Source organism: Agromyces sp. NPDC055520, from assembly GCF_053619715.1.
On the sequence record NZ_JBSHJY010000036.1, the window covers coordinates 1 to 21,481 of the forward strand.

The following is a 21,481-nucleotide window of genomic DNA, read 5'->3' on the forward strand; positions in this document are numbered from 1 at the left end:
GATGCTCGGTCGAGTCCGAGAGCTCGGTAGATTCCGACTGCTCGGTCGATTTCCGAGTGCCCGGTCAGCCGCCGATGGCGCCCTGGCTGCCGCCGCCGGCCTTCAGGGCCGCGAGTCGGGCGTCGACCTCGGTGAGTTCGCCGAGGTCGTCGAGCTCGTTGAACTGCGCGTCGAGGCTCGATGCGGCGAGCTCGGCCTGGCCGCGCACGACGGCCTCTTCACGACGGATCTTGTCTTCGAAGCGACCGAGGTCGCTCGTCGGGTCGAGGATGTCGATCGACTTGACGGCGTCGTGCACCTGCTTCTGCGCCGCAGCCGTCTTCGAACGGGCGACGAGCTCGGAGCGCTTGTTCTGCAGCTGGACGAGCTTCTCCTTCATGCCGTTCAGGCCCGACTTCAGCTTGTCGACGACGTCGGTCTGCGCGGCGATCTGCGGCTCGGCGGCCTTCGCCTCGTTCTCGGAGGAGATCTGGCGGCTGAGCGCGACCTTGGCCAGATTGTCGAACTTGTCGGCGCCCGACGCGTCGCCTGCCGCCCGCATCTCATCGCCCTTGCGGCTGGCCGCGACGGCCTTCTCGCCCCACTCGCGTGCCGCCTCGATGTCTTCGCGGTGGTCGTCTTCGAGCAGGCGCAGGTTGCCGATGGTCTCGGCGATGGCGGCCTCGGCGTCGGCGATCGCGTTCGTGAAGTCGCGCACCATCTGATCGAGCATCAACTGCGGGTCTTCCGCCTGGTCGATGAGGTTGTTGATGTTGGCTCGCACGAGCTGCGAGATCCGTCCGAAGATGGACTGCTTTGCCATGATGTTCCCTTTCGTGGTGATCCGAGTTCGGTCGTATCGGTTCGTGGTCGGTGGTCGGAAGTCGGTGTCAGCGGCCTGTCGTGCAGCCCGACGGGTGGCGCGTCGAGCGGTCAGAATCGACCTCCGCTGCCGCGCCGCGAGCGGGTCGCCGAGCCGCCGAAGCTGCCGGCGGAGCGGCCGCTGCTTCGCCCGCCGCCGAAACCGCCGCCGAAGCCGCCCGAGGAGCGTCCGCCGCCCCCGAAGCCGCCCGACGAGCGTCCGCCGCCGCCGAGCACCGAGTTGATGAGGATGCCGCCGAGCACGGCGCCGAACATGTCGCCGCCGCCCGAGCCGCCTGCGGTGCCGCCGTAGCCGCCCATGCCGCCGCCGTAGCCGCCGACGTCGCGCTGGGCGAGCGACATGGCCTCGGCCGCGAGCCGCTCGGCGCGCTGGGCCGCGGTGAGCGCGGCGGCGGGGTCGGTCGGTGCACTGGTCTGGGCCTCGACGAGCAGGCGTCCGGCTTCGGCGAGCCGGGTGCGCGCCTCCGCGCCGATCGCCCCGCGCCGCGCGACGAGGTAGTCCTCGGCGGCCTGCACCTGCGAGCTCGCCGACGTGAGCGAGCGGCTCAGCTGGGCCTGCACGCGGGCGGCCTGCTCCGCGGCATCCCGCACGCTCTGGATCACGGCGTCGATCTCGGAGTCGACCTGTTCGAGCCTGGCCTGCAGGGCGATCGGATCCCGCCCTGGCGCGGAGATCGCGGCCCTCAGCGACGCCGACTCGGCTGCGACCCGGTCGGCGACCGCCGCGGCCTCGGCGTTCTGCAGGCCGCGAGCCGTCGCGACATCCCGGTCGAGCTCCTCGACGCCCGCGGCCACCGCGACATCGGCGGCGGCGAGGTCGCTCGCGAGGCGTTCGATCGCGGCCGTCAGCAGCGTGGTCTGGTCGATGGACTCCTCGGCCGCGCGGATTCCGACCGCGGCAGCGGCGACGTCGCCCGACGCGACATCCGCACTCGCGGCGGCGAGGGCCTCGCCGGTGAAGCCGACGCGCGACCTGGCCTGTGCCGGGTTGTCGCTGACGGGGGCGATGGCGGATGCCGCGTACTGCGCGCCGAGCGCCGCGAGGCGCTGCTCGGCCGAAGCGATGGACGCCTCCGCCGCGGTCGCCGCCTGCTGCACCCGGGCGAGTTGCGCCGGGGCGTCGCGCTCGAGGGCGCGCAGCTCGTCGAACTGCTCGGCCTGCTCGTCGAGAAGCGTGTCGGCCTGGCCCGTGAGCCGGATGATGCCGCCGTACCACTCGCGCCGCTGCTCGTCGGTGTCGGGGATCGCATCGTCGAGCTGCTGCTGCAGGGTGAACGCCTGGGCGACCTTCGCCTTCGCCGCGTCGAGTGCGGCGCGGAACGCCTCGGTCGCGGACTCGCCGTAGGAGGCGACCGCGAAGCCGAGCTCCTCTTCGCTCGTCTTGACCGCGTCGTCGATCTGCACGAGGGCGCTGCCGGCCTGACGGCGCAGCTCCTCGATTGAGGGCAGCGGCACCTGGTCGGCGCCGGCGCCCGTTCCTCCGACTGCGGCACGACGCTTCTTGCGCCGCGACAGCACGATCGCGATGATCACGACGACGACCGCGGCGATCACGATGAACCAGACGAAGCCCCAGCCGCCGCCGCCTCCGCTTCCGCCCGAGTCGCCTGCGATGGCGTCGGCACCGGCGATCGCCGCGCCGGCCCAGTCCTCTGCGCGGAGTCTCGGCTCGATGACCTCGGTGCTGATGCGGTCGATCTCGTCGGGGGAGAGCGAGGCGTCGCCCGCCGACGACAGGTAGTACGCACGGCCGTCGACGGCGACGGCGAGCAGGTAGTCCTCGCGGCCCATGTTGTTGGCGATGGCCGTCTGGTCGGCCCAGTCGGCCGCCGAAGCCGGGTTCGTGAACTGGTCGACGTAGGCGACGAAGAGCTGGCGGCCGCTGCGGTCGGCAGCCGACTGGAGCGCGGCGACGACCTCGTCGGTCTGGGATCCGAGCGCTCCTGCGGTGTCGACGACCGGGGACGACGTGAACGACACCGGGTCCTCCGCCCAGGCGAGCGCGGTGGCGCCGGTTCCGATAGCCGCCCCGGCAACGATCGCAAGTGCCGCGGACCATCTGCGTATTGCGCGCATGTACCAGTGCCTCTCCCGTCGGAACCGACGGTCTTCCCCCATCCGAGCGGACCCTTCCGAGTCTATGGGGAAGGCTTGCGCGGAGTCCACGACCGGCCCGGGGCGGCGGGCACCCGCCTACGGCACGGCGGCGAGTTCGCGCCGCGCGCGGTCGAGCGCAGCACGCCCGGCACCGATCTGCTCGAGGGCGAGCAGCCCGGCGCCGACGATCGGCCGCACCGAGACGAGTTCGATCCGGGTCAGCGGTGCGACCTCGGCGAGACGCGCGCGCACGCCGTCGATCAGCCGGCCGTCGCCCGCAGCGATCACGCCGCCGCCGAGCACGACCGGCACCGGACGGTCGAGGAGGCCGAGGCGCGTGAGCGCGGCCCGTGCCATCGCGACGATCTCCTCGGCCTGGCGTTCGACGAGACCGACCGCGATCGCGTCTCCCGCGGCCGCGGCTTCGAACAGGGCCGGCGCGAGCAGCGCGAGGTCGGAGGTCGGGATGCGCTCGAAGTGCAGCGCGGCGATGAGGTCGTCGATCGAGTCGAGCCCGAACACCGCGGGAAGCAGATCGACGAGGAGCGTCGGGGCCCCGCGCCCGTCGACGGCCCTGGCCGCATGCCAGAGCGACTGCTCGCCGAGGTGCCACCCGCCGCCCCAGTCGCCGGAGATCATCCCGAGCGACGGAAAGCGCACCGTGCGCCCGTCGGCCGCGACGCCGACCGCGTTGATCCCCGTGCCGCACACCACGGCAACGGCATCGGGTTCGTCGGTGCCGGCGCGGAGCAGCGCGAGGAGGTCGTTGCCGAGCACCGGCCCTGATCCGCCGTGCATCCACGGGTAGCGCTCGAGCGCGCGCTCGAGCGCCGCATGCTCGGGCGGCAGGTCGAGGCCAGAAAGGTAGAGCGCTCGATGCAGCACGGATGCCCCGCCGGCGCGCTCGAGGGCGGCGCGGACGAGCGTGTCGAGCACCTCTGCTGCCGCGGTCAGACCGATGACGTGCGTGCTGGAGCCGGGACCCGTCTCCACCGCGAGCACCGCCCCATCGGGGGCGAGCACCGCGACATGCGTCTTCGATCCGCCGCCGTCGATCGCGAGCACCGCCCCGGGGCCGCCGGCACCCGCACCAGCACCCGCACCCGCACCCTTCGCCGACGTCATCGCGCCCACGCGAGATGCCTCGCATTCTGCGCCAGGAGCAGGTCGGTGAGCCGAGCGGCACGGTCGAACTGCCCGACGAGCGGGTGGGCGAGCATCGCCCGCAGCACCCGATCGCGACCGCCGTGGACGGCGGCGTCGAGTGCGAGGCGCTCGTAGCCGGCGACGTGCGAGATGAGCGCCGAGGCATCCGCCGGCAACGGCTCGACCGGGAGCGGCTCGAGACCGTAGCGACGCACCGAGGCGGGCACCTCGATGACGTGGTCGTCGGGGAGGAACGGGAGCACGCCGTCGTTGCGCACGTTCACGACCTGGGCGTCTCCGCGGTCGCCGACGAGCGACGCGAGCAGATCGACGGCGGCTTCCGAGTAGAAGGCACCGCCGCGCTTGGCGAGCGCCTCGGGCTTCCGGTCGACCGCGGGGTCGGCGTACTGCGCGAGCAGTTCCCGTTCGACCGCGAGCACCGCGTCGGCACGTGTGCCGCCCGCGAGCTGCTCGGCGAGCACCTCGTCGTGGGCGTAGTAGTAACGCAGGTAGTAGCTCGGCACCATGCGCTGCAGTGCCAGGAGCGCCGCGGGCAGCTCGACCTCCTCGGCGAGCTCGGCCAGGTGCGCCGCGAGCAGGTCGGGCAGCCGGTCGCGAACGCGACCGTCGGCCCCGCGCACGTCGACCGAGCGCTCCCAGGTCAGGTGGTTCAGCCCGACGTGGCCGAGCGCGACCTCCGTCGGCGCAGCGCCGAGCATCGACGCGAAGCGGCGCTGGAAGCCGATCGCGACGTTGCAGAGCCCGACCGCCCGGTGGCCCTCCTCGAGCAGCGCCCGGGTGACGATGCCGACCGGATTCGTGAAGTCCACGATCCAGGCATCGGACCTCGCGTGGCGGCGCACCGCGTCGGCGACGTCGAGCACCACCGGCACCGTTCGGAGCGCCTTCGCGAGACCGCCCGGGCCGGTGGTCTCCTGTCCGATGCACCCGCACTCGTGCGGGAACGTCTCGTCGCCGCGGCGCGCCGCCTGCCCGCCGACGCGCAGTTGCACGAGCACGGCGTCGGCGTCGGCGACGCCCGCGACGAGGTCGGCGGTCGTCACGATGCGACCCGGATGCCCCGCTCGCGCGAACATCCTCCGCGACATCCCGCCCACGAGCGCGAGTCGCTCGGGGTCGGTGTCGACGAGGTGGAGCTCCTCGATCGGCAGGGTGTCGCGCAGCCGCGCGAACCCGTCGATGAGCTCGGGCGTGTAGGTCGAGCCTCCGCCGACGACTGCGAGTTTCATCAGCCCTTGACTCCCGTCAGTGTGATGCCCTCGACGAAGACGCGTTGGGCGAAGAAGAAGACGATGACCACGGGCACCGTCACGAGGATGGTCATCGCCATCGTGACGCCCCAATCGGTGCCGTGGATGCCGCGGAACGAAGCGAGGCCGTAGGCGACCGGCCAGGCCGCCTGATTCTCCGAGGTGTAGAGCAGCGGGCCGTAGTAGTCGTTCCACGAGTGGAAGAACATGAAGATCGCCGTCGCCGCGATGCCGGGCCTCGCCATCGGCACCATGACCCGGGTGAGCACGCCCCATTCGCCGTTGCCGTCGATGCGCGCAGCATCCGCGTACTCGCTCGGGATGGTGAGGAAGAACTGGCGCAGCAGGAAGATCGAGAACGCGTCGCCGAGCAGGTTCGGCAGGATGAGCGGCCAGAGCGACCCCGTGAGCCCGAGCTGCGACCACATCACGTAGATCGGGATCGCCGTGACCTGCGGCGGCAGCAGCATGGCGATGATGATCGCGGTGAACAGCACGCCCGAGAACCGGAAGCGGATCTTCGCGAGTGCGTACGCCACGGGAATGGAGGAGGCGAGCATGAACGCCGTCGCGAGCACCGCGTACACCGTCGAATTCCAGAACCATCCCGCGAGCGGCACGTCGGTGAACACCCGCAGGTAGTTCGACCACTGGAACGGGTCTGGCCACAGCGAGGCGGTGAGCGTCTGCTCGCTCGACATGAGCGAGGTCAGGAAGACGAAGACGACGGGGCCGATGAAGAGCACGGCGAGGAGCACGAGCACGGCGTGCTCGGCGATCCACGCGAGGATGCCGCGCCGGGTCACTGCGCCCCCTCGGGCGCGAAGGCCTTGAAGCGGCGCAGCAGCAGCACGAGGAGCACCGCGGAGACGACGAACAGCAGCCCCGCGAGCGCCGAGGCGTAGCCGAGCTGGTAGTTGCCGAAGCCGCGCACGTAGAGCCACTGCGTGTAGGTGAGCAGCGAATTGCCCGGGTAGCCGAGCGCACTGCCGGTGCCCTCGCCGACGACGGCCTTGCCGTTCGCCACGGTCGAGGCGACCGCGGCCTCGGTGAAGTACTGCACGGCCGCGATGATTCCCGTGATCAGGGCGAACATGAGCACGGGGGTGATGCTCGGGAACGTCACATAGCGCAATTGCTGCGCGCCGTTGGCGCCATCGAGCGCTGCGGCCTCGTACTGCTCCTTCGGCACGTCGAGGAGCGATGCGAGGAAGATGATCATGATGTCGCCCATGACCCAGATGCCGAGGATCACGAGGGACGGTTTCGACCAGGCCGGGTCGTTGAACCAGAGCGGTCCCTTGACGCCGAAGAGGGCGAGCACCTGGTTCACCGGCCCGGTTCCCGGGTTGAAGAGGAAGACGAAGGCGACCACGGATGCCACGGGCGGCACGAGCGCCGGCAGGTAGAACACCGTGCGCCACACGCCCGACGCGCGCTTCACGCGGGCCAGGAGCCCGGCGATGCCGAGCGCGAAGACGATCTTGATCGGCACGAGGAACACGACGAACCACAGCGTGTTGAGGGTGGCCGTCCAGACCTTCGGATCCTTCGTGAACAGGTACTCGTAGTTGCGCAGTCCGATCCATTCGGGGGGCGAGACGAGGTCGTACCGGGTGAACGAGTAGTACACCGACGCGATCAGCGGGTAGACGAAGAAGATCGCGAGCCCGGCGAGCGCGGGCAGGATCAGGAGGAGCACGGTCCGGCGCGGAACGACCGAACTGCGCCGTCGCCGCGTCGCGCGGCTCGCCACGGGGCGGGCGGCGGCCCGCCCCGTGGTCTCGGTGAGTCCGCTCACGGCCCGCTGACGAGCCCGAGCGCGTCGTCGATCTGCGTGTCGACGTCGTCGAGTCCGGCCTGCAGGTCTTCGACCTCGCCCGCCTGCCAGCTGTTCCAGAAGTCCTGGAAGGTCTGCTGATAGCCGGCGCCGAGCGGGCTCGGCGGGGTCGTCGACGACGACGGGTCCGCCATGATGTCGAGGAACGTCTGGAACTGCGGGCTGACCTCGAGGTCGGGGCTCTCCAGTGCGTCCTTCGTGGTGGGCGCGTTCTTCAGGCCGTTCGAGAGCTTGACGATCGCGTCGGTGTCGGTCGTGAGGTACTTCAGGAGCGCCCACGCGAGTTCGGGCTCCTTCGAGCCCTTCGAGATGCCCGCGATGTTGCCGGTGATGTAACCGCCGCCGTAGAGGTCCTCGTGTCCGTCGAGCACCGGGAACGGCGCGGTGGCGTACTGCAGGTCGGGGGCCTGGTCGTCGATGAACGCCGTGCGGTACTCGCCGTCGAGGTTCATCGCGACCTGCCCGGTCTGGAATGCGTTGTCGCCCGAGAACTCCTGGCCGAGGCCCGAGGTGAACGCGTTCAGCTTGTCGTAGCCGATCTTGTCGACGTACGCCTTCTGCCACTCCATGAGGGCGTTCCAGGTGCCGGATGCCCCGACGGTGCTCGTGCCGTCGGGGTTCAGCCACTCGCCGCCCGACGCGGGGCCGTAGTGCGCGGCGGAGTTCTCGTACCAGCCCATCATCGGGTTGAAGCCGAGGGTCTTGATCGAGCCGTCGTCGTTGTACGTGGTGAGCGCGTCGGCCATCGACTCGAGTTCCGAGAGCGTCTTCGGCGGCTCGGTGTATCCCGCGGCGGCGAGCAGATCGGTGTTGTAGTAGAGGCCGTAGACGTCGGCCAGCACGGGCATCGAGCACCGCACGCCGTCGAACTCCGTGTAGCTGCGCACGGTGTCGGAGAACTGGCCGAGGTCGACGTCGTCGCGCGCGATCACGTCGCCGAGGTCGCGGAACGCGCCCGTCGAGCAGAAGTTGCCGACGATGTCGGTCGAGTAGCTGAGGCCCAGGTCGACCTTGTCGCCGGTCGAGATCGCCTTGCGCAGCTTCTCGTCGTCTTGGCCGGGGTGCACCTCGACGGTGACGCCGGGGTTCGCCGCCTCGAAGTCATCGACGACGGATTGGATGACATCGGCCTCGCGGTCGGAGAAGAAGTGCCAGAACGACACCGTCCCCGAGAGTTCGGGCGGCGCGGTCTCCGCGAAGTCGGTGGCGCTCGAGTCGGGGGTGCATCCGGAGAGCGCGAGCGCGACGACCGTCGAGACGGCTGCGAGCGAGAGCGCACCGGTGAGCCTCGTGTGCTTCATGATGTCCTCGTATTCGATCAGTGGTGCCGGGGGATGGGTGGTGCCGGGGGTGATCAGGTGGTGCCGGGGTGATCAGGCTGTGCCTGGGGTGGTGGGGGAGATCCCGTCGATGGTCCCGACGGGCCTGCGACCTCGTCGAGGAGCGCCGTGCGCACCTCGACGAGCAGCCGGTCGCGCGCGCCGCGCAGCGCGGGTTGTGCGGGCACCCCGGTCGCCGCGACATCCGGCGTCCACCGGGTCGTGCGGCGCAGTCGGGCGCGCACGAGTTCGGCGAGTCGATCGCCGCCGGCCGCACCGGTGGGGCCGCCGAGCACGATGAGTCCGGGGTCGAGCACCGCGAGCAGGGGAGCGGCGGCGAGGGCGATGCGCGGTGCGAGGTCGACGAGCACCGCGTCTCGGAGCTCGGTTGGAGCCTCGGCGAGACGCGCGAGTCGCTCGTCGAGGGTGCGGCCGCGGAGGCCGCGTTCGCGAAGCATCCGTGCGACCGTCGGCCCGCCGACGAGTCCCTGCAGGTCGACCGCCGCCGGGTCGATCGCCGCTGCCGCCTTCGGCACCTCGAGGTAGCCGATCTCGCCGGCGCCGCCCGACGTGCCGCGCACGAGCGTGGAACCGAGGTCGGCGGCGACGCCGAGGCCGTTGCCGAGCCAGAGGAGCGCGAAGCCCTCGCGGCCCTGTCCGGCGCCCGAGGTGCGCTCGGCGATCGCCGCGAGCTTCACGTCGTTGTCGAGGGTGACGCGCACGCCGAGCTCGGCTTCGAGGTGGGCACGGGTGCCGCGGCGCGGCCAGCCGGGCATGCCCTCGGCGAATGCGAGTTCGTCGCGCTCGGCGTCGACCGAGGCGGGCAGCGCGATCACGGTGCGGCGCACGACTGCGGGGTCTGCGCCGGCGGCGCGTGCGGCGGCATCGATCGCGAGGCGCAGTTCGCCCGACGCTCCGATGCGTTCGCCCTGGGGGCGGTGGGTGACGGCGACCGGATGCTCCGTGCCCGCCACGTCGACGAGCGTCGATCGCAGCGCCGTGGTGGTCACGTCGACCGCGACGCCGATCGAGCGGTCGAGTCGCACGGTGTAGCCGACGGCGCTCGGCCCGCGGGCGCCTGCGACGGAGCCGGTGGCCTCGATGAGCCCCGCGGCTTCGAGCCGGGAGACGATCTGCGCGGCGGTGGGCTTGGAGAGCCCCGACAGGTCGCGGATGCGATTGCGGGTCAGCACTCCGTGCTCGAGCAGCATCGCGAGTGCCATTCGATCGTTCACGGCGCCCAGCCACCCGGGTGTTCCCGGTGCGGAATCCCTGCCCACGTCGCCCTCCACTCCGATGTGCGTCCGAGATGAACCTAACAGGAAAGTTTCCTGTCAGTAAGAGGGTGCAACGAAATCGTTACGAAACGATGCGACGAGTCGCCGCAGACCGGGGCGTCCCGTTCCGCGCTCGCGCTGCCGACCGGTCGCGCCGCCCGGTCGGGTCAGCGCGGGTCGCTGCGGTTCGCGGCGTCGCGCTCGTCGGCGCGCTCGAGGAGTCCGGCCACGAGATCCGTGAAGAACCCGTCGCCGCCGGGTGCGCGATCGAAGAGGCGCCCTCCCGAGACCGGGGTTCCCGCGACGTCGTCGCGTGCAATGGCCATGGCCCGCCGTGCCAGGTGCGCCGCGGCGTCGGCCTGTTCGCGAGCGTCGCCGGGCGCGAGTTCGGGGCGCTCGGCCGTCGCGAGCGCGTCGCGCGCCTCGGCGAGCAGCACGGCAGCCTCGTCGCGGCGGATGCGGGCTGCGGCATCGACGGGTTCGGCGGCGAGGGCGTGTGCGGCCGTTCCGACGAGCATGCGCGCGGCGGCGAGGGCGCTCGATCGCTCGGCGAGCACTCGCTGCGACAGCTCGCCGGCACTCGTTCCCGCACGGAGCTCGGCGTCGATCGCGGCATCCGCTCGCACGACTCTGCGGCCGAGTGCGACGGGGTCGCGACCGACCGCCGCGAGTGCCTCGCGGAGTGCTGCCGCCTCGGCGGCGAAGTCGTCGGCGACGGAGCGCATGCGGGTGCTCTCCATCGCGCGGGCGGTGTCGATGTCGCGTTCGAGGGCGGCGATGCCGTCGGCGACCGAGAGGTCGCTCGCCGAGAGCGCGGCGATGCGCGCCTCGACCGCCGTGGCCGATTCGGCCGCGCCGCGAAGGGCCGTGCGGGCGGCGGTGAGGTGCAGCCCCGCGGCGGTGCCGGGCACGGCGGCGGCAGGAGCCGAGGTCTGCACACGTGCCGAGTCGAGCGCCGCGCGGGCGTCGGCGAGCGCCGTCGCGGCGGGTTCGAGCGCCGCGGCCGAGTACCGGTCGCTCGCATCGGCGAGCCGCGCGGTGGCGCCGGCGACGGTGCGCTCGAGCGCTGCAAGCCGGTCGAGGAGCGCGTCGTGCTCCTCGACGGCGCGGGCGCCGAGCGTGCGCAGCTGCTCGAGCGCGCTGCGCTGCCGGTCGAGCGCGGCGTCGACGGCGGCGGTGAGTGCGAGGATCCGTTCGAACGACGCGCGTCGCACGCGCTCGTCGGTGGTGCGCCCCGCCTCCCGCTGCACGGCGAAGGCGTCGGCGAGCTGGGCCCTGGCGTCGGCGACGACGGCGCCCGACGCGGCGGCGACCGCATCGCCGTCGAGCGCACGCGCGTAGTCGACCTCCGTTGCGGCCGCGGTCACGTGTTCGTCGGATGCCACGAGGGCGAGCCCCGCCCGACGTTCGAGTTCGTCGAGCCCGACGGTCGGCGGCGCCTCGGCCGCGCGCCGGGCGACCGGTGCGAGCTCGCGGCGCTTGGACCGGGCGTCGAGCACGCGGAGCACGACGATGCCGAGCATCACGCCGCCGACGATGAGCAAGGGCAGTAGCCGATCGAGACTCCACGGGTTCATCCAGCCGAGGGGAGTGACGGCGAACGCCACCGGTCCGATGCTCGCGTGCATGCGCTGGCCTCCTCGTCGATCGGTCGCGACCAGCCGAGTCTCCGGGCGTCGCAGGCGATGCGGAGTCGGACGAGAAGAGCCCCGGCCGATTCGGCCGAGGCTACTCGATTTCGTGCCCCCGGAGGGATTCGAACCCCCGACCTACGGTACCGGAAACCGGCGCTCTATCCCCTGAGCTACGGAGGCGCACAGCTAGAGACATTACCACTTCGCACGCCGCTTCCCGACCCGTCGGGCGGCGCGCGACCCGCGGAACAGCGGCTCAGGAGGGGTTGAGCCGGGCGACCGTGCCGAGCAGGTCGTCGCGCACCTTGGCGGTGAGGAACGCGCGGGCGCCGTGCAGCACCGGGTCGTGGTCGACGCGCGTCGCGACGACCTCGGGGTACCACCGGCTGATGCTGCGGATGCCCCGCTCCACCGCGTCGGCGAGCGCCTCGCCGCCGGCGATCGCGGTGGGGCCGGCGAGCACGAGTCGGCCGGGATCGAGGGTCGCGAGCAGCGGCAACGAGATGTGGGCGATGCGCACGCCGAGCTCTTCGATGATCGCCTCGCGCCGGTCGCTCGCGGCGATCGCCTCGAGTGCCGACGCGTAGTCGACGGCCTCGAGTCCGTGGGCGGCCGCGATGCGGCACACCGCCACGGCCCCGGCGAGGTCCTGGCTCGTCGCGGCATGCTCGTCGAGCGCCTGGGCCGCGGCCGAGAGCGGAAGGAACCCGATCTCGCCTGCACCGCCGAAGCTGCCGCGGTGCAGATCGCCGTTCACGTCGAATGACGCACCGACGCCGTTGCCGAGCCAGAGCAGTGCGAACACGTCGCGGCCCGAGCCTGCGCCCGACTCGCGTTCGGCGATCGCCGCCAGGTTCACATCGTTCTCGACGAACACCGACACCCCGAGCTCGGCCTCGAGCAAGCGGTGCAGCCCGCTCACCGGCCATCCCGGCAGGGTCTCGCTGAAGAGGGTGCCGGCATCGCCCGGGTCGACGTACCCGGCCGTGCCGATGCACACGGTGTGCACGGCGTCGGGGTCGGTGCCCGCGGCCGCACTCGCGTCGCGGATCGCCGCGGCGACCTCGCGCACGGCGTCGCGCTCGGCCGGGTCACGGGAGAGCGCGGTGCGCACGACGGGCCGCTCCCCGCCGGCCGCGTCGACGACCGAGGCTCGGAGGCCGTCGGCTTCGATGGCGATCACGACGCCGAGCGGACGGTCGGTGCGTGCCGCGTAGAGCGTGGCGCTGCGCCCCGGATTGCCGGCGACCTGACCGCGTTCTTCGACGACGCCGGCCGCGATGAGCCGGGTCATCATCATCGAGGCGGTGGGCTTGGAGACGCCGACGAGTTCGCAGATGCGGTTGCGGGTGAGCGGGCCGTGGTCGAGCAGTGCCGAGAGCCCGACGCGGTCGTTGACCGCACCGAGCCATGATGGCGTGCCGTGCGCTGATCTCATCGTCGAACCGTTCTCGTCGTCGCTGCGATCAGGCGGCGGGCGGCAGGTTGCCGAGCACGTCGGCGACGATCTGGCCGGCGTCGCCCGGCTCGAAGAGCACGGTCGACTCGACGACGATCCAGTACGGGCCGCTGAAGACCTGCGCCACACCGGTGCCGTTGACCTGGCTGAAGTAGCCCTCGACATCGGGCGGGGTGCCGTAGGTGGGCACGGGGGTCGAGCCCATCGCCGCGTCGTTCTGGTGCGCCACGAGGGCGTCGGCCGGGGGAGTGGCGACGGCGACCTCGATGATCTCGCCGCTCGTCTGGTTCAGCCAGCCGCAGGCCGTGCCCGCCTCGTCGACCACGGCGACGACCTGTTCGCCCTTCGGCTCGAAGCCGGGAGCCGAGCCGAAGTTCGGGTTGAACGCGTACACCTGGTCGAGGGTCAGCAGCGCGTCGCATTCGATGGCGAACGGCACCGGCGGCTCGGCGGTCGCGGTCGGCTCGGCCGAGGCGCTCGGGGTCACGCTCGCGGCCGGCGGGGCGGTCGACTTCTCAGGGTCGGGCGCCGCCCCCGTGCATCCGCTCAACAGCATCATGGATGTCGCGGCCGCGAGTGCTGCGGCGGCGACGGGACGGGCGCGAGTCAAGGGGGACGAGCGAGGCATGTGACGAACCTTATCAATGGCGGCGGGTAGGATTTGCGGGTGACTCCCGCCGACCTTTCGCATGCCCTGTACGCCCTCGTGCTCGCCGTCGTCGAGCGACGTCGCGCGGCGGGCGACGAGGTCGCGTTCGACCTCACAGCGGGTGACATCGTGCTCGAGCGCCCGAAGAACCGCGAGCACGGCGACTGGGCGTCGAACATCGCGATGCGCGTCGCGAAGCCGCTCGGCATGAACCCGCGCGAACTCGCGACCGAACTGGCGACCGGGCTCGCGGGCGTCGAGGGCGTCGCGTCGGCCGAGGTCGCCGGGCCGGGCTTCATCAACGTGCGCCTCGACGCGGCGGCCGCGGGTGCACTCGCCAAGACCATCGTCGAGGCGGGCGCCGACTACGGCCGCAGCGACTCGCTGGCCGGCAACGTCATCAACCTCGAGTTCGTGTCGGCCAACCCCACCGGCCCGCTGCACATCGGCCACACGCGCTGGGCCGCGCTCGGCGACTCGATCGGCCGGGTGCTGCGCGCCGCCGGCGCCGAGGTCGCCAACGAGTACTACATCAACGACGCCGGCAACCAGATGGAGGTCTTCGGCGCCTCGGTGCTCGCCGCGGCGAAGGGCGAGCCGACCCCCGAGGGCGGCTACCCGGGCGCCTACATCGGCGAGCTCGCCCGCCAAGTGCTCGAGCGCGAGCCGAAGCTCCTCGAACTCGACCACGCCGTGGCGCTGCACACCGCCACCGAGATCGCCTACGAGCTGCAGCTCGCCGAGATCCGCGCCTCGCTCGCCCGATTCAACGTGCACTTCGACGTATGGACGAGCGAGCGTCGCCTGCACCGCAAGGGCGACGACGGGCTCTCCGACACCGACACCGCGGTCGAACGACTGCGCGCCCAGGGCCACGTCTTCGAGCTCGACGGCGCCGTGTGGGTGCGCACGACCGACTTCGGCGACGACAAAGACCGGGTCATCCGCCGCGCCAACGGGGTCTACACCTATTTCGCCGCCGACGCCGCCTACTACCTCGACAAGAGCGATCGGGGCTTCGCTCACAAGATCTACCTGCTCGGCGCCGACCACCACGGCTACGTGCACCGCCTGAAGGCGCTCGCCGGCGCGGCGGGCGACGACCCCGAGCGCGACATCGAGGTGCTCATCGGTCAGCTCGTCTCGATCAACGGCGCGAAGCTCTCGAAGCGCGCGGGCAACATCATCGAGCTCGACGACCTGCAGGCCTGGCTCGGCACCGACGCGCTGCGCTACACGCTCGGCCGGTACCCCGCCGACTCGCCGCTGACGATCGACCCCGAGATCCTGCAGCGTCGCACGAACGACAACCCGGTCTTCTACGTGCAGTACGCCCACGCCCGCACCTGCGCAGTCGACCGCAACGCGGCATCCGTCGGCCTCGACCGCTCGTCGTTCGCACCCGAACTGCTCACCCACGAGACCGAGTCGGCTCTGCTCGGCGCCCTGCAGGACTTTCCGCGCGTCGTGGCCCAGGCGGCCGAACTTCGCGAACCGCATCGCGTCGCGCGCTACATCGAAGAGCTCGCGGGGCTCTACCATCGGTGGTACGACAACTGCCGCGTGCTGCCCCTCGGCGAGGAGCCCATCGGCGAACTGCACCGCACGCGGCTCTGGCTGAACGATGCCACGGGCCAGGTGCTCCGCAACGGTCTCGCGCTGCTCGGCGTATCGGCACCCGAACGCATGTGACCGAACGCATGTGACCCACCGCATGCGACCCACCGCATGCGACCCACCCCGATCCGGAGGCCTCGATGGCGACCCACGGCGACGAGCGCGACGAACGCGCAGACTCCGAGACGCCCTGGTGGCGCGACGGGGCCGACGGGCGGGTCCAGCCGGCCGAAGGGCAGGGCGGGCCGGCCACGGCTGACGAGTCGTCACCGACCGCGGTGCTGCCGACCGAATCGCTGTCGGCGACCGAGGTGCTGTCGACCGAGAGCGCCCTGGTCGCAGGGGGCACCCAGGCAGCAGCGGGCACCCAGGCAGCAGCGGGCACCCAGGCCGCAGCAGGCACCGAGCCCGCTGCGCCCGGTACCCGTCGACGGCTCAGCCGTGCCGCACGCGCGTGGATCATCGCGGGCGTCGTGCTCGCGGTGCTCGTCGCACTCGTCGTCGTGGTCGACATCGTCGCCCGGGGCGTCACCGAGCAGCGCGTCGCGGCGCAGATCGAGGCGGACCTGCCCGACGGCGTCGAGGGTGACGTCGACGTGACGATCGGCGGGTTCTCGATCATCGCGCAGTACCTCTCGGGCACGATGCAGCACGTCGAACTCAGCGCTCCAGAGCTGAGCGTCGGCGGCACCCCCATCGCCGTCGACGTCGTCGCGGAGGGCATGCCGGTCGACCCCGCGTCCCCCGTCGAGCACCTGACGGCGACCATCACCGCCGACGAGGCCGCGGTCAACCAGCTCATCACGGTCGCCGGTGTCGAGACCGGCCTCTCGCTCGGCGACGGCACGGTCGGCTACGACGGCCGCATCGAGATCTTCGGCCTGCCGATCACCTACCAGGTCACCGCGACCCCCACGGCCGCGGGCGACTCCGTGCTGCTCGAACCGGCCGGCGTCGAGGTCGGCGCCGCAGGGACGTCGATCGACGTCTCCGGAGTCATCGACCGGCTCCTCGGCGGCAACCCGCTCGAGGTGTGCATCGCCGACCGACTGCCGCAGGGCGTGCTGCTCGACTCGGTCGAGGTCACGCCGGGTGTCGCGGTCGTGAGGCTCACCGGCGACGGGCTCGTGCTCGACTCCGCGAACCTCCAGCAGACGGGCAGCTGCAGCTAGTCGCGTCGCCGTCGATTCGGCTCGGCCTGCACGCCTCGGTAGACTCGCCGTACGCCGCCCACAAGGCTGCGCGCACAGCAGGCTTCAGGAACCGATCCGGGTTCGCTCGCCGCGAGCGATCCACGCCATCGTCTTTCCGTCCGTGAGGTTCCCCCGTGGCATCCACCGCTTCCGCCCCCGGGCGGCCGAGCGTGCCCGGCACCAGCGCCGTGCCCGCCGACGCCAACGCACTCGCGCCGCTCGTCTGGCCGTCCTCGGCCGCGCGTGACCGCGCCGGGCGGCTCGTGATCGCCGGCCGCGACGCGGCCTCGCTCGCCGCCGAATTCGGCACTCCGCTCTACCTCGTCGACGAAGCCGACGCCCGCGCCAGAGCGGCTCGAGTCGTGCGGGCGTTCGGCGACGCCGCGGCATCCATCGGCACGACCGTGACGATCTATTACGCAGGCAAGGCCTTCCTCTCGGGCGCCGTCGTGCGCTGGATGGCCGACGAGGGCCTCGCGATCGACGTGTGCACCGGCGGCGAGCTCGCCGTCGCGCTCGCCGCGGGCGCCGACCCCGCCCGCATCGGCTTCCACGGCAACAACAAGTCGCTCGCCGAGATCGAGCGCGGCGTCGCAGCCGGCGTCGGCGCGATCGTCATCGACAGCGAGATCGAGATCGAACGGGTGGCGGATGCCGCGGCGCGCGCCGGCCGCGTGCAAGCCGTGCGGCTGCGCGTCAACAGCGGCGTGCACGCGTCGACCCACGAGTTCCTCGCGACCGCGCACGAAGACCAGAAGTTCGGCGTGCCGCTCGGCCGGGCCGTCGAACTCGGGGCGCGCATCCGCTCGCACGCCTCGCTCGACTTCCTCGGCCTGCACTGCCACATCGGCTCGCAGATCTTCGACGCAGCGGGCTTCGCCGAATCGGCCGAGCGCCTGCTCGCCGTGCACGCCGAGCTGTCGGCATCGGCGCCCGTGCCCGAGCTGAACCTCGGCGGCGGCTTCGGCATCGCCTACACCTCGGCCGACGAGCCCGAGCCGATCGAAGAGATCGCGCGCGGCATCGCCGCCGCGGTCGCGAACGGGTGCCGCGAGCACGGCGTGCCCGTGCCGAAGCTCGCCTTCGAACCCGGACGCCTGATCATCGGCCCCGCCGGGGTCACCCTCTACACGGTCGGCACCGTCAAGCCCGTGCCGATCGAGGGCGGCACCCGGCACTACGTCTCGGTCGACGGCGGCATGAGCGACAACGCGCGCACGGCGCTCTACGGCGCCGACTACTCGGCCCGCATCGCCTCGCGCGTCTCGGGCGCCGCGCCCGTGCTCGTGCGAGTCGCGGGCAAGCACTGCGAGTCGGGCGACATCGTCGTCGACACCGAGCACCTGCCGGGCGACGTCGCCCCGGGCGACCTGCTCGCGGTGCCCGCGACGGGCGCCTACTGCTGGTCGCTCGCGTCCAACTACAACCACGTGCCGCGCCCGCCCGTCGTCGCCGTGCGCGACGGCGCGGCGCGCGTGATCGTGCACGGCGAGACCGAGCAGCAGTTGCTCGCCCGCGACGCGGGCCTCGAAGCATCCGCTGTCACCTCATTTGACAACCCCGGCGAAGGGAACCCCGCATGATCGAGTACCGCTCCATTCGAGTGGGCCTGCTCGGCGCGGGCTCCGTCGGCTCGCAGGTGGCGCGCCTGCTGCTCGAGCACTCCGACGAGCTCGCCCAGCGCATCGGCGCCCGCATCGAACTCGTCGGCGTCGCGGTGCGCGACCTCGAAGCGAAGCGCGACGTCGAGCTGCCGCGGGAGCTGCTGACGACCGACGTCGATACGCTCATCCTCGGCTCCGACATCGTGATCGAACTCATGGGCGGCATCGAGCCGGCCCGCACGCTCGTGCTGCAGGCGATCGCCTCGGGCGCCGACGTCGTCACGGGCAACAAGGCGCTGCTCGCCCAGCACGGCCCCGAGCTCTTCGCCGCAGCCGAGCAGGTCGGGGCGCAGCTCTCGTACGAAGCGGCCGTCGCCGGCGCGATCCCGATCATCCGGCCGCTGCGCGAGAGCCTCGCCGGCGACCGCATCGACCGCATCCTCGGCATCGTCAACGGCACGACCAACTTCATCCTCGACCGCATGGACACGACGGGCGCCTCGCTCGAAGACGCCCTCGCGACCGCGACCGAACTCGGGTACGCCGAGGCCGACCCGACCGCCGACATCGGCGGCTACGACGCGGCGCAGAAGGCCGCGATCCTCGCGAGCATCGCGTTCCACACGAGCGTGCCCGTCGAGGCCGTGCACCGCGAAGGCATCACGGGCGTCTCCGCCGAGCAGGTCGAGTCGGCGCGCAAGGCCGGCTACGTCGTCAAGCTCCTCGCGATCTGCGAGCGGCTGACCGACGCCGAGACCGGCGAAGAGGGCGTCTCGGCGCGGGTCTACCCGGCGCTCGTGCCCCGCAGCCACCCCCTGGCCGCCGTGCACGGCGCGAACAACGCCGTGTTCGTCGAGGCATCCGCTGCCGGCCCGCTCATGTTCTACGGCGCCGGAGCCGGCGGAGTGCAGACCGCCTCCGCCGTGCTCGGCGACCTCGTGGCGATCGCCCGCCGACACGTCATCGGCGGCCCCGGCACGGCCGAGTCGACGCACGCGGCGCTGCCCGTGCTCGAGATCGGGCGCATCACCACGCGCTACGCCATCACGCTCGAGGTCGCCGACGAACCGGGCGTGCTCGAGCAGATCGCGCGCATCTTCGCCGACCACGGCGTCTCGGTCGAGCAGTTGCAGCAGACCGTCAGCGAGGGCTCCGAGCGAGCTACGCTGGTGATCGGGACGCACGAGGCGAAGGAGTCCGCGCTCGCCGAGACCGTCGCCGCCCTCGCCCAGAGCCCCGTCGTCGCATCCGTCGCGTCCGTCCTCCGAGTCGAAGGAGCAGTGTGAACACCCCCATCACCCCCAAGGCGAACTCGCGTCAATGGCGCGGAGTCATCCGCGAGTACGCCGATCGGCTCGACGTCACCGACGCCACCCCGGTCGTCACCCTCGGCGAGGGCGGCACGCCGCTCCTGCCCGCCCCCGCGCTCTCGGCCCGCACCGGCGCCGACGTCTGGGTGAAGTTCGAAGGCATGAACCCCACGGGCTCGTTCAAAGACCGCGGCATGACGATGGCCGTCACGAAGGCCGTCGAGCACGGCGCGAAGGTCGTCATCTGCGCCTCGACGGGCAACACCTCTGCGTCGGCCGCCGCCTACGCCACGCACGCCGGCATCAAGGCCGCGGTGCTCGTGCCCGAGGGCAAGATCGCGATGGGCAAGCTCAGCCAGGCCATCGCCCACAACGCCGAGCTGCTGCAGGTGCAGGGCAACTTCGACGACTGCCTCGACATCGCCCGCGACCTCGCGGCGAACTACCCCGTGCACCTCGTGAACTCGGTCAACAACGATCGCATCGAGGGGCAGAAGACGGCGGCCTTCGAGGTCGTCGAGGTGCTCGGCGACGCGCCCGACTTCCACTTCATCCCCGTCGGCAACGCCGGCAACTACACGGCGTACACGCGCGGCTACCGCGAAGACATCGCGGCGGGCAACGCCACGCGTCTGCCCCGCATGTTCGGCTTCCAGGCCGCGGGCTCGGCGCCCATCGTGCGCGGCGAGGTCGTGCGCGACCCCGACACCATCGCGAGCGCGATCCGCATCGGCAACCCCGCCTCGTGGGAGCTCGCCCTCGAGGCGCGCGACGCGTCCGACGGCTACTTCGGTGCGATCGACGACGACAAGATCCTCGAGGCCCAGCGCATCCTCTCGGCGGAGGTCGGCATCTTCGTCGAGCCCGCGTCGGCGATCTCGGTCGCCGGCCTGCTCGAGCGCTCGGCCGCGGGCGTCGTGCCCGCGGGCGCGCGGGTCGTGCTCACGGTCACGGGCCATGGCCTGAAGGACCCGCAATGGGCGCTGCGCACCGCCGACGGATCCGACGTGCAGCCGACGGTCGTGCCGGTCGACACCGCGCAGATCGCCTCGGTGCTCGGGCTCAGCTCGTGACGGCTGCCCAGTCGCAGGCCGGCGCGCCGCAGGATGCGGCCGCGCAGCTCGCCGGTCGCCGCGTGCTCGTCAAGGTGCCCGCGACCTCGGCGAACCTCGGCCCCGGCTTCGACACGCTCGGCCTCGCGCTCGCCAGGTACGACGAGCTCGAGGTCTCGGTTCCGGATGCCGCGGGGCAGGCGCCTCGACTCGACATCGAGGTGCACGGCGTCGGCGAGGGCGAGGTGCCGCTCGACGAGTCGCACCTCGTGGTGCGTGCGATCGCCCACACCTTCGCCCGCTCGGGCGTGCCGATGCCGGCGCTCAAGCTCGTGGCGCACAACGTCATCCCGCACGGCCGCGGCCTCGGCTCCTCGGGCGCCGCGATCGTCGCGGGCGTCGTGGCGGCCAAGGGCCTGCTCGAGGGCATCGTCGACTTCAGCGCCGACGAGCTGCTCGACCTCGCGACCGAACTCGAGGGGCACCCCGACAACGTGGCGCCGGCGCTCTTCGGCGGGCTCACGATCGCGTGGGTGACGCCCGAGGGGCCGCGGCACAAGAAGCTCATGGTGCACCGCGGCGTCTCGCCGCTCGTGCTCGTGCCCGAGCACGAGATGTCGACGGCGCTCGCCCGTTCGCTGCAGCCCGAGTCGGTGCCGCACGAAGACGCCGTGTTCAACGTCTCACGTTCGGCGCTGCTCGTCGCCGCGCTCATCCAGAGCCCCGAGCTGCTCTTCCAGGCCACCGAAGACAAGCTGCACCAGCACTACCGCGCTGCGGCGATGCCCGAGACCGACCGGCTGATCCGAGTGCTCCGCGAGGCGGGGCATCCCGCGGTCGTCTCCGGCGCGGGCCCTTCGATCCTCGTGCTCGCGAGCGACCCCAGCGAACGCGCGGCGGCCATCGCCCTCGTCGAGGCCTCGGCCGACACCGCCTGGCAGGCGCTGCCGCTCGCCGTGGACTTCAAGGGCGCGACGGTTCAGAGCGCGTAGCGGTCTGAACCGTCGCGATAGGCGGCAGCCCCAGGAGGATCATCCGCCCCGCAGCATCCAACCCTCCGATACCGCTCTGCAGGCGCGTCGCGTGGCGGGACGCAGGGTTCGGTGGTGATAGACTGGCGACGCACCCGGCAGGTGACGCACTGTTCGTGTC

Annotated in this window: 17 protein-coding genes and 1 tRNA gene; 6 read left to right on the forward strand and 12 right to left on the reverse strand. The window is 72.0% G+C overall.

All coding sequences use genetic code 11. The features are described from left to right. Nucleotides 1-64: 64 nt before the first annotated feature. From ACWGST_RS13245 to ACWGST_RS13300, 12 genes are all read right to left on the reverse strand, one after another. Complete coding sequence (locus tag ACWGST_RS13245; RefSeq protein WP_452047137.1) at nucleotides 65-802, reverse strand: PspA/IM30 family protein; 738 nt, start codon at nucleotides 800-802, stop codon at nucleotides 65-67. A gap of 110 nt (nucleotides 803-912) precedes the next feature. After that, entirely contained in the window at nucleotides 913-2,841 is a 1,929-nt protein-coding gene (locus tag ACWGST_RS13250; protein WP_452047138.1) for a TPM domain-containing protein, read from the reverse strand. 213 nt (nucleotides 2,842-3,054) lie between these two features. Continuing rightward, a complete protein-coding gene (locus tag ACWGST_RS13255) occupies nucleotides 3,055-4,083 on the reverse strand; it encodes an N-acetylglucosamine kinase (protein ID WP_452047161.1) in 1,029 nt (342 codons plus the stop codon). Beyond that, nucleotides 4,080-5,354 carry a 6-phospho-beta-glucosidase gene (locus ACWGST_RS13260; RefSeq protein WP_452047139.1) on the reverse strand — a complete coding sequence of 425 codons (1,275 nt, stop codon included), beginning with the start codon at nucleotides 5,352-5,354 and terminating at the stop codon, nucleotides 4,080-4,082. Before ACWGST_RS13260 ends, ACWGST_RS13255 begins: the two co-directional genes overlap by 4 nt. After that, nucleotides 5,354-6,181 (reverse strand): carbohydrate ABC transporter permease, encoded by an 828-nt coding sequence (locus tag ACWGST_RS13265; RefSeq protein ID WP_452047140.1) that lies wholly within the window; start codon nucleotides 6,179-6,181, stop codon nucleotides 5,354-5,356. Before ACWGST_RS13265 ends, ACWGST_RS13260 begins: the two co-directional genes overlap by 1 nt. Then, complete coding sequence (locus tag ACWGST_RS13270) at nucleotides 6,178-7,176, reverse strand: carbohydrate ABC transporter permease (RefSeq protein WP_452047141.1); 999 nt, start codon at nucleotides 7,174-7,176, stop codon at nucleotides 6,178-6,180. The genes ACWGST_RS13265 and ACWGST_RS13270 overlap by 4 nt, the downstream gene beginning before the upstream one ends. Further along, nucleotides 7,173-8,516 carry an extracellular solute-binding protein gene (locus ACWGST_RS13275; RefSeq protein WP_452047142.1) on the reverse strand — a complete coding sequence of 448 codons (1,344 nt, stop codon included), beginning with the start codon at nucleotides 8,514-8,516 and terminating at the stop codon, nucleotides 7,173-7,175. The genes ACWGST_RS13270 and ACWGST_RS13275 overlap by 4 nt, the downstream gene beginning before the upstream one ends. Before the next feature lie 53 nt (nucleotides 8,517-8,569). Then, nucleotides 8,570-9,769: an ROK family transcriptional regulator gene (locus tag ACWGST_RS13280; RefSeq protein ID WP_452047143.1), complete on the reverse strand. Its 1,200-nt coding sequence runs from the start codon at nucleotides 9,767-9,769 to the stop codon at nucleotides 8,570-8,572. Between the two features lie 209 nt (nucleotides 9,770-9,978). Continuing rightward, nucleotides 9,979-11,439, reverse strand: a complete 1,461-nt coding sequence (locus ACWGST_RS13285) for a hypothetical protein (RefSeq protein WP_452047144.1) — start codon at nucleotides 11,437-11,439, stop codon at nucleotides 9,979-9,981. Nucleotides 11,440-11,552: 113 nt separating this feature from the next. Next, nucleotides 11,553-11,625, reverse strand: a tRNA-Arg gene (locus tag ACWGST_RS13290). Nucleotides 11,626-11,701: 76 nt separating this feature from the next. Beyond that, complete coding sequence (locus ACWGST_RS13295) at nucleotides 11,702-12,883, reverse strand: ROK family protein (protein WP_452047145.1); 1,182 nt, start codon at nucleotides 12,881-12,883, stop codon at nucleotides 11,702-11,704. Nucleotides 12,884-12,911: 28 nt separating this feature from the next. Next, the gene (locus tag ACWGST_RS13300; protein ID WP_452047146.1) at nucleotides 12,912-13,532 is read right to left on the reverse strand and encodes an iron ABC transporter ATP-binding protein; all 621 of its coding nucleotides are present in this window, start codon (nucleotides 13,530-13,532) and stop codon (nucleotides 12,912-12,914) included. A 39-nt stretch (nucleotides 13,533-13,571) separates the two neighbouring features. Between ACWGST_RS13300 and ACWGST_RS13305 the strand changes: the two genes are divergently transcribed. The 6 genes from ACWGST_RS13305 (at nucleotide 13,572) to thrB (ending at nucleotide 21,321) form a co-directional block, all read left to right on the forward strand. After that, the gene (locus ACWGST_RS13305; RefSeq protein WP_452047147.1) at nucleotides 13,572-15,245 is read left to right on the forward strand and encodes an arginine--tRNA ligase; all 1,674 of its coding nucleotides are present in this window, start codon (nucleotides 13,572-13,574) and stop codon (nucleotides 15,243-15,245) included. Between the two features lie 65 nt (nucleotides 15,246-15,310). Continuing rightward, on the forward strand, nucleotides 15,311-16,342 hold the full coding sequence (locus tag ACWGST_RS13310) for an LmeA family phospholipid-binding protein (protein WP_452047148.1): 1,032 nt from the start codon (nucleotides 15,311-15,313) through the stop codon (nucleotides 16,340-16,342). 155 nt (nucleotides 16,343-16,497) lie between these two features. Next, on the forward strand, nucleotides 16,498-17,946 hold the full coding sequence (gene lysA / locus ACWGST_RS13315; RefSeq protein WP_452047149.1) for a diaminopimelate decarboxylase: 1,449 nt from the start codon (nucleotides 16,498-16,500) through the stop codon (nucleotides 17,944-17,946). Beyond that, a complete protein-coding gene (locus ACWGST_RS13320; protein ID WP_452047150.1) occupies nucleotides 17,943-19,253 on the forward strand; it encodes a homoserine dehydrogenase in 1,311 nt (436 codons plus the stop codon). Before lysA ends, ACWGST_RS13320 begins: the two co-directional genes overlap by 4 nt. Continuing rightward, nucleotides 19,250-20,350 carry a threonine synthase gene (thrC, locus tag ACWGST_RS13325; RefSeq protein WP_452047151.1) on the forward strand — a complete coding sequence of 367 codons (1,101 nt, stop codon included), beginning with the start codon at nucleotides 19,250-19,252 and terminating at the stop codon, nucleotides 20,348-20,350. Before ACWGST_RS13320 ends, thrC begins: the two co-directional genes overlap by 4 nt. Further along, complete coding sequence (thrB, locus tag ACWGST_RS13330; protein WP_452047152.1) at nucleotides 20,347-21,321, forward strand: homoserine kinase; 975 nt, start codon at nucleotides 20,347-20,349, stop codon at nucleotides 21,319-21,321. The genes thrC and thrB overlap by 4 nt, the downstream gene beginning before the upstream one ends. Nucleotides 21,322-21,481 lie beyond the last annotated feature (160 nt).

Excerpts from the sequence above, each read along its gene's own strand:
- ACWGST_RS13245 (WP_452047137.1), bottom strand. The coding sequence starts at position 802 with ATGGCAAAGCAGTCCATCTTCGGACGGATCTCGCAGCTCGTGCGAGCC.
- ACWGST_RS13255 (WP_452047161.1), bottom strand. The coding sequence starts at position 4,083 with ATGACGTCGGCGAAGGGTGCGGGTGCGGGTGCTGGTGCGGGTGCCGGC.
- ACWGST_RS13260 (WP_452047139.1), bottom strand. The coding sequence starts at position 5,354 with ATGAAACTCGCAGTCGTCGGCGGAGGCTCGACCTACACGCCCGAGCTC.
- ACWGST_RS13275 (WP_452047142.1), bottom strand. The coding sequence starts at position 8,516 with ATGAAGCACACGAGGCTCACCGGTGCGCTCTCGCTCGCAGCCGTCTCG.
- ACWGST_RS13285 (WP_452047144.1), bottom strand. The coding sequence starts at position 11,439 with ATGCACGCGAGCATCGGACCGGTGGCGTTCGCCGTCACTCCCCTCGGC.
- ACWGST_RS13295 (WP_452047145.1), bottom strand. The coding sequence starts at position 12,883 with ATGAGATCAGCGCACGGCACGCCATCATGGCTCGGTGCGGTCAACGAC.
- ACWGST_RS13300 (WP_452047146.1), bottom strand. The coding sequence starts at position 13,532 with ATGCCTCGCTCGTCCCCCTTGACTCGCGCCCGTCCCGTCGCCGCCGCA.
- ACWGST_RS13310 (WP_452047148.1), top strand. The coding sequence starts at position 15,311 with ATGGCGACCCACGGCGACGAGCGCGACGAACGCGCAGACTCCGAGACG.
- ACWGST_RS13320 (WP_452047150.1), top strand. The coding sequence starts at position 17,943 with ATGATCGAGTACCGCTCCATTCGAGTGGGCCTGCTCGGCGCGGGCTCC.